This is a genomic window from Lysobacter enzymogenes (assembly GCF_017168095.1).
Classification (GTDB): domain Bacteria; phylum Pseudomonadota; class Gammaproteobacteria; order Xanthomonadales; family Xanthomonadaceae; genus Lysobacter; species Lysobacter enzymogenes_D.
In genome coordinates, this window is the sequence record NZ_LXSD01000383.1 from 1 (window position 1) to 6,550 (window position 6,550).

At 69.5% G+C, this 6,550-nt stretch carries 5 protein-coding genes; 3 read left to right on the top strand and 2 right to left on the bottom strand.

The window, feature by feature from the left end:
• Positions 1–2,264 (bottom strand): Tex family protein (locus A7A76_RS15580; RefSeq protein WP_206412041.1); only part of this gene is annotated, 2,264 nt, incomplete at its 3' end.
• Between the two features lie 257 nt (positions 2,265–2,521).
• Between A7A76_RS15580 and A7A76_RS15585 the strand changes: the two genes are divergently transcribed.
• Together A7A76_RS15585 and A7A76_RS15590 are read left to right on the top strand one after the other, a co-directional pair.
• Entirely contained in the window at positions 2,522–3,316 is a 795-nt protein-coding gene (locus tag A7A76_RS15585) for a ferredoxin--NADP reductase (protein ID WP_206412042.1), read from the top strand.
• Positions 3,297–3,905 (top strand): redoxin domain-containing protein, encoded by a 609-nt coding sequence (locus A7A76_RS15590; RefSeq protein ID WP_206412043.1) that lies wholly within the window; start codon positions 3,297–3,299, stop codon positions 3,903–3,905. The genes A7A76_RS15585 and A7A76_RS15590 overlap by 20 nt, the downstream gene beginning before the upstream one ends.
• Before the next feature lie 26 nt (positions 3,906–3,931).
• Here A7A76_RS15590 and A7A76_RS15595 read toward each other — a convergent pair whose 3' ends face one another.
• Positions 3,932–4,870, bottom strand: coding sequence for a LytTR family DNA-binding domain-containing protein (locus tag A7A76_RS15595; protein WP_206412044.1), 939 nt, complete (start codon positions 4,868–4,870; stop codon positions 3,932–3,934).
• A gap of 153 nt (positions 4,871–5,023) precedes the next feature.
• Between A7A76_RS15595 and A7A76_RS15600 the strand changes: the two genes are divergently transcribed.
• Positions 5,024–6,217 (top strand): acyltransferase family protein, encoded by a 1,194-nt coding sequence (locus A7A76_RS15600; protein ID WP_206412045.1) that lies wholly within the window; start codon positions 5,024–5,026, stop codon positions 6,215–6,217.
• Positions 6,218–6,550: the final 333 nt, after the last annotated feature.

Sequence of the window (6,550 nt, forward strand, 5' to 3'; positions counted from 1 at the left end):
CCGCCGCGATCGTTGCCGCGCGGCTCGCCGCCGCCGCGTTCGCCCGGCGCGCGCGGCGCCGGCACCGCGTCGTCCAGGCGCCGGGTCAAAGCGATGCGCTTGCGCGCGATGTCCACTTCCAGCACCCGCACCTTGACCACGTCGCCGGCCTTGACCACGTCGCGCGGATCCTTGACGTACTTGTCCGACAGCGCCGAGATGTGGATCAGCCCGTCCTGGTGCACGCCGATGTCGACGAACGCGCCGAACGCGGCGACGTTGCTGATCACGCCTTCCAGGATCATGCCGACCTTGAGGTCCTTGAGGTCTTCGACGCCGTCGGCGAACTTGGCCGCCTTGAACTCAGGGCGCGGATCGCGGCCGGGCTTTTCCATTTCCTTGAGGATGTCGCGCACGGTCGGCACGCCGAACTTCTCGTCGGTGTAGGCCTCCGGCTTCAGGCTGCGCACGAACTGCGGATCGCTCAGCAGCTGCTTCACCTCGCGCCCGCACTGCTTGACGATGCGCTCGACCACCGGATACGCCTCCGGGTGCACCGCCGAAGCGTCCAGCGGCTCGTCGCCGTCAACGATGCGCAGGAAGCCGGCGCACTGCTCGAAGGTCTTCTCGCCCAGGCGCGGCACCTTGAGCAAGTCCTTGCGGGTCTTGAACGGGCCGTTGTCGTCGCGGTGGCGGACGATGTTCTCGGCGACGGTCGAGGACAGGCCCGACACCCGCGCCAGCAGCGGCGCCGACGCGGTGTTGACCAGCACGCCGACCGCGTTCACGCAGTCCTCCACCCGCGCATCGAGCGCGCGCGCCAGGCGGTATTGGTCCACGTCGTGCTGGTACTGGCCCACGCCGATCGCCTTGGGCTCGATCTTGACCAGCTCGGCCAGCGGATCCTGCAGACGCCGCGCGATCGACACCGCGCCGCGGATGCTCACGTCCAGATCCGGGAATTCCTTCGACGCGAATTCGGACGCCGAATACACCGACGCGCCGGCTTCGCTGACGACCGCCTTGGCCAGCTTGGCATCGGCCATGAGCTTGATCAGATCGCCGGCGAGCTTGTCGGTCTCGCGCGAGGCGGTGCCGTTGCCGATCGCGATCAACTCGACGCCGTGCTTGATGCACAGCGCGCGCAGCGTGTGCAGCGACTGGTCCCACTGCTTGCGCGGCTCGTGCGGGTAGATGGTGTCGTGGGCGACGAACTTGCCGGTGGCGTCGACCACCGCCACCTTGACCCCGGTGCGCAGGCCCGGATCGAGGCCGAGCACCGCGCGCGGGCCGGCCGGCGCGGCCAGCAGCAGGTCCTTGAGGTTGTCGCCGAACACGTCGATGGCTTCGGCCTCGGCCTTCTCGCGTGCCTGGCCGAACAGGTCCAGCAGCAGGTGCAGGTGCAGCTTGGCGCGCCAGGTCAGGCGGCAGCAGTCGAGCAGCCAGCGATCGGCCGGACGGCCCTGGTCGCGGATGCCGGCGTTGACCGCGACCCGGCCTTCGCCCTGCTGGTGGCCGGCTTCGGCGTCGCTGCCCGGGTCGAGGTCGAGGAACAGGATTTCCTCGCGGCGCGCGCGGAACAGCGCGAGCAAACGATGCGAGGGGATCTTGGCCAGCGGTTCGGCGTGGTCGAAGTAATCGCGGTACTTGGCGCCTTCGTTCTCCTTGCCCTCGGCCACGCGCGCGCGGATCACCCCGACTTCGCTGAGCCAGCTGCGCAGCCCGCCGACCAGGGTGGCGTCTTCGGCCCAGCGCTCCATCAGGATCGCGCGCGCGCCGTCGAGCGCGGCCTTGACGTCGGCGACCTGCTTTTCTTCGCTGACGAAACCGGCGGCGAATTCCTCCGGCTTGAGCATCGGATCGGCCAGCAGCGCGTCGGCCAGCGGCTCCAGCCCGGCCTCGCGCGCGATCTGCGCCTTGGTCCGGCGCTTGGGCTTGTACGGCAGGTACAGGTCTTCCAGGCGCGCCTTGCTGTCGGCGGCTTCGATGTCCGCGCGCAGTTCGTCGCTCAGCTTGCCCTGCTCGGCGATGCTCTCCAGCACCGCGGCGCGGCGGTCTTCGAGCTCGCGCAGGTAGCGCAGGCGCGATTCCAGATCGCGCAACTGGGTGTCGTCGAGGCCGCCGGTGACTTCCTTGCGGTAGCGGGCGATGAAGGGAACCGTGGCGCCCTCGTCGAGCAGGCCGACGGCGGCCTGGACCTGCGCGGTTTGGGCGTTGATCTCGCCGGCGATGAGCTGGGCGATCTTGCGGGCGATCTGTGCGGACTGCGGGTTCTGGTCTTGCATCGTTTCCAATCGTGTAGCCCCGACTGCGGGGCGCCCGGGGATTGTCGCAATGCTGGGGGGATGGGGGAACCCGTTGACAGGACTAGGTTTTTGGGGGCGGGGGAGATGGGAGATAGCGGATAGGAGATAGGAGATAGCAAAAGCCGGATGAGGGCGAGCTCTTGCTATCTCCTATCTCCTATCCGCTATCTCCCAGATAAGAATCGCTCTCATCCCTAGGGTACAATGAGCGCCCCGCTCCACCACCCCACCGCGCAATGTCCTCCGCTTTTGGCACCGAGACGGTGCTGGACGTCCGTCACTGGACCGACGACTACTTCAGCTTCACCACCACCCGCGACGACGGTTTCCGCTTCGAGAACGGCCAGTTCGTGATGATCGGCCTGCTCGTCGACGGCAAGCCGCTGCTGCGCGCGTATTCCATCGCCAGCGCCAACTGGGAGGAGCAGCTCGAGTTCTTCAGCATCAAGGTGCCAAACGGCCCGCTGACCTCGCGCCTGAAGTCGATCCAGCCCGGCGACAGCGTGCTGATCGGGCGCAAGCCCACCGGCACCTTGCTGATCCACGACCTGCACCCGGGCCGCAACCTGTACCTGCTCGGCACCGGCACCGGCTTCGCGCCGTGGCTGTCGGTGATCAAGGATCCGGACACCTACGAGCGCTTCGAGAACGTGGTGCTCTGCCACGGCGTGCGCAGCGCGCAGGATCTGGCCTATCGCGACTACATCGTCAACGAACTGCCGCAGCACGAGTTCCTCGGCGAGCAGATCGCGGCCAAGCTCAAGTACTACCCGGCGGTGACGCGCGAGGACTTCGTGTTCGACGGCCGCGACCAGCGCGGGCGCCTGACCCAGATGATGGATTCGGGCCGGATGGCCGACCAGCTCGGCCTGCCGCCGCTGGACGCCGAGCACGACCGCGCGATGATCTGCGGCAGCCCGCAGATGCTGGCCGATTTCCGCGAACTGCTCGACCGCCGCGGCTTCGTCGCCGCGCCGCGGATCGGCACGCCGGGGCAGTATGTGTTCGAGCGTGCGTTCGTCGAGAAGTGACGGCGCGCGCGGGCGCGCGGGCTGGGGTGGCGGCTGGCTGCTCTCGCTCGTACTCGCGCTCGCGGGCCTGAGCGCGCCGGCCCGGGCGCAGGCGCCCGCGGCGCCGCCCTCGCCGCTTCGTCCCGCGTCCGCGGGACCGGCCCTGGGCGAACCGGCGCCGGATTTCCTTGGCCTCGACCGCCGCGGCCGGCCGGTCAAGGTCAGCGACTACCGCGGCAAGCTCGTGGTGATCAGCTTCTGGGCCGGCTGGTGCGCGCCGTGTCGGCGCGAGCTGCCGATGCTGTCGACCCTGCTCAAGTCGGTCGGCCGCGAGCATCTGCAGGTGATCGCGGTCAATCTCAACGAACCGCAGCGCGATTACGACGAGTTCCTGCGCCTCAATCCGGGGCTGGACCTGAGCTTCGTCCGCGACCCCGGCAGCGCCGCGCGCTACTACGGCGTGCGCACGGTGCCGAACCTGTTCGTGGTCGACCGCGACGGCAAGCTGGTGCAGGCGCATCGCGGCTATTCGCCGGAGAAGATCGAACAGTTCGTGCGCGAATTGGCGGCGCTGCTGCCGCCGCAGGCCGCGCGCACACCCGGCGGCTGAGCCGCACCGAGACGGCGCGCGGCGCCCTACCCCGCCCGCCGCTCATGCCGCAACGCCGCGCGATAGCGCCGGCTGCACGGCACCTGGCTGCCGTCACGCATGGTGATGCGGGCATCGCCGCTGTCCAGCGGTTCGATCTCGCCGACGCAATCCAGGTTGACGATGTAGCTGCGGTGCACGCGCGCGAAGCGGGCCGGGTCGAGCTGGACCTCGATCGCCGCCATGGTGCTGCGCAGCGGGTAGTCGCGGCCGCGCACGCGCAGGTTGACGTAGTTGGACGAGGCCTGCAGCCACTCCACTTCGTTGGCCGCGACCAGGAACTCCTTGCCGAGCTTGCGCACCAGAAAGCGCTCCGGGCGTTCGGGCTGGGCCGGCGCGGGCAGATCGTCCGGCGCCGCCAGCACGCTGGCCTCGCCCTGCCAGCGCCGCAGCAGCAGGCGGTAGCCTTCGATCCACAGCACCATGTAGCCGTAGCTGCGCACGTCCTTCAGGTATTCGTAGAGCAGGTTGACGCCCCAGTCGCCCCACTCGTAGCGCTCGCCCAGGCTGGCATAGACCGCCTGCCGGATCGCGACCATGCCGACCACGTGCAGCACCGACCAGACCACGCTGGCGAGCAGGTGCAGGGCCAGCGCCCGCCGCCAGCCATCGAAGCGGAACGGCACCGCGCGGGTGAACCAGACCAGCGCCGGCACCAGCGCCAGCGCCGTCGCGCAACTGCTGCTCTCCCACACCAGCGGCGCCCAGTCGGGGATGTCCATGCCGTAGCGGTGGATGTCGATGATCGAGGTCAGGGTGCCGGCGGCGGCGTTGACGGCGAAGATCGCCACCCAGGCCGCGATCTCGGCCGGACGGCGCCAGGGTTGGTAGCGGTCCCAGACGCTGCGCCTGGCGACGGCCGGTGCGACGGCAGGCGGGACGACGGGCGGCGCGGCCGCGAGGGCCGTGGAAATTTCGGCGTTCATGCCGCGCATTCTCGCCCGCGAGCGGCCCGGGACGGCAACCGGCCGTCCCCGCGGGCCGCGTTCCGTCCCTGTCGGCCCCCTTCCGATCACCCCGCCGCGCCGCGCAAGTGTCTGAACGCGCAAGGTTCGTCCACCTTCCAGCGCGAACCGACCATGCAACGCCGCTACGACATCGACGCCCTGCGCACCCTCGCCTTCTGCCTGCTGATCCTCTACCACTGCGCCATGCTCTACGTCGCCGACTGGGGCTGGCACCTCAAGAGCCCGCACCAGTCCGAGGCCCTGCAATGGCCGATGCTGGTGCTCAACCGCTGGCGCATGGACCTGATCTTCCTGATCTCCGGCCTGTCGGTGCACTTCCTGCTGCGCGGCACCGGCGCCGGCCGGTTCCTGGCCCAACGCAGCTGGCGCCTGCTGCTGCCGCTGACCTTCGGCTGCCTGGTCGTGGTGCCGATCCAGCCCTACGCCCAGGGCGTGGCCAACGGCCTGGTCGAACCGGGCTTCGGCGCCTTCCTGCTGCGCTACTACCAGTTCAAGCCCTGGCCGCCGGGCGCGTTCGACGGCTGGCAGTACGGCTTCACCTGGAACCACCTTTGGTACCTGGCCTACCTGTGGGTCTACACCGTTGCCCTGACCGCGCTGCTGCCGCTGCTGCGCAGCCGCGCCGGGCGGCGCCTGCAGGCCGCGCTGGCCTCGCTGCGCGGCGGCGCCCTGCTGAGCCTGCCGGCGCTGCCGCTGGCGTTGTTCTCGATCCTGCTGCAGCCGCACTTCCAGGAAACCGGCGACCTGATCCACGACTGGTACCGCCACGCGATCTACTTCAGCGTGTTCCTGTACGGCTACTGGATCGGCAACGACGCCGGCCTGTGGGCCGAACTGGCGCGGCTGCGCCGGCGCGCGCTGGCCCTGGCGCCGCTGCTGTTCGCGGCCTACGCGGCGCTGATCGCGCTGCTGCCCGACGACATGCCGCAGAGCGTGCAATACCTGGTCTGGACGGTGCGCAGCTTCTACATCTGGACCGCGCTGTGCGCGATCCTGGGCTGGTCGCACCACCTGCTGAACCGGCCGCTGCGCTGGCTGCCGTGGGCGACCGAGGCGGTCTATCCCTGGTACGTGCTGCACCAGAGCCTGATCGTGCTGATCGCCTACTGGATCCTGCCGCTGAAGTTCGGCCCGCTGGCCGAGCCGGCGATCGTGCTGGGCGGCACCGTGACCGGGTGCTTCGTGCTGCACGAACTCATCCGGCGGGTGCCGCTGTTGCGGCCGTGCTTCGGACTGAAGGCGCGCAAGCAGCGCGCGCCGGCGGGCGTGGGCCCCGCGTTGGCGACCGCGCCGAAGCCGGCTTGAGGCGGAGCCTTTCATGGCGCGGCTTCAGTGCGGCATGACTCTGAAGTCTCTGGAGCAACGCGGCGAAACCCGCCCACCACGCAACCCACCTACCGTCATGCCCGCGAACGCGGGCATCCAGGGCTTCACCGAGGCATGGCTCTGAAGTCTGTGGATCCCCGCCTTCGCGGGGATGACGACATGGAGCAATGCGGCGAAACCCGCCCGCCGCACACTCCACCTACCGTCATGCCCGCGAAGGCGGGCATCCAGGGCTTCACCGCAGCATGGCTCTGAAGTCTCTGGATCCCCGCCTTCGCGGGGATGACGACATGGAGCAACGCGGCGAAACCC

Bases quoted from the DNA above. Each gene is read 5' to 3' on its own strand.
- A7A76_RS15585 (WP_206412042.1), top strand. From the start codon at position 2,522: ATGTCCTCCGCTTTTGGCACCGAGACGGTGCTGGACGTCCGTCACTGG.
- A7A76_RS15595 (WP_206412044.1), bottom strand. From the start codon at position 4,870: ATGAACGCCGAAATTTCCACGGCCCTCGCGGCCGCGCCGCCCGTCGTC.
- A7A76_RS15600 (WP_206412045.1), top strand. From the start codon at position 5,024: ATGCAACGCCGCTACGACATCGACGCCCTGCGCACCCTCGCCTTCTGC.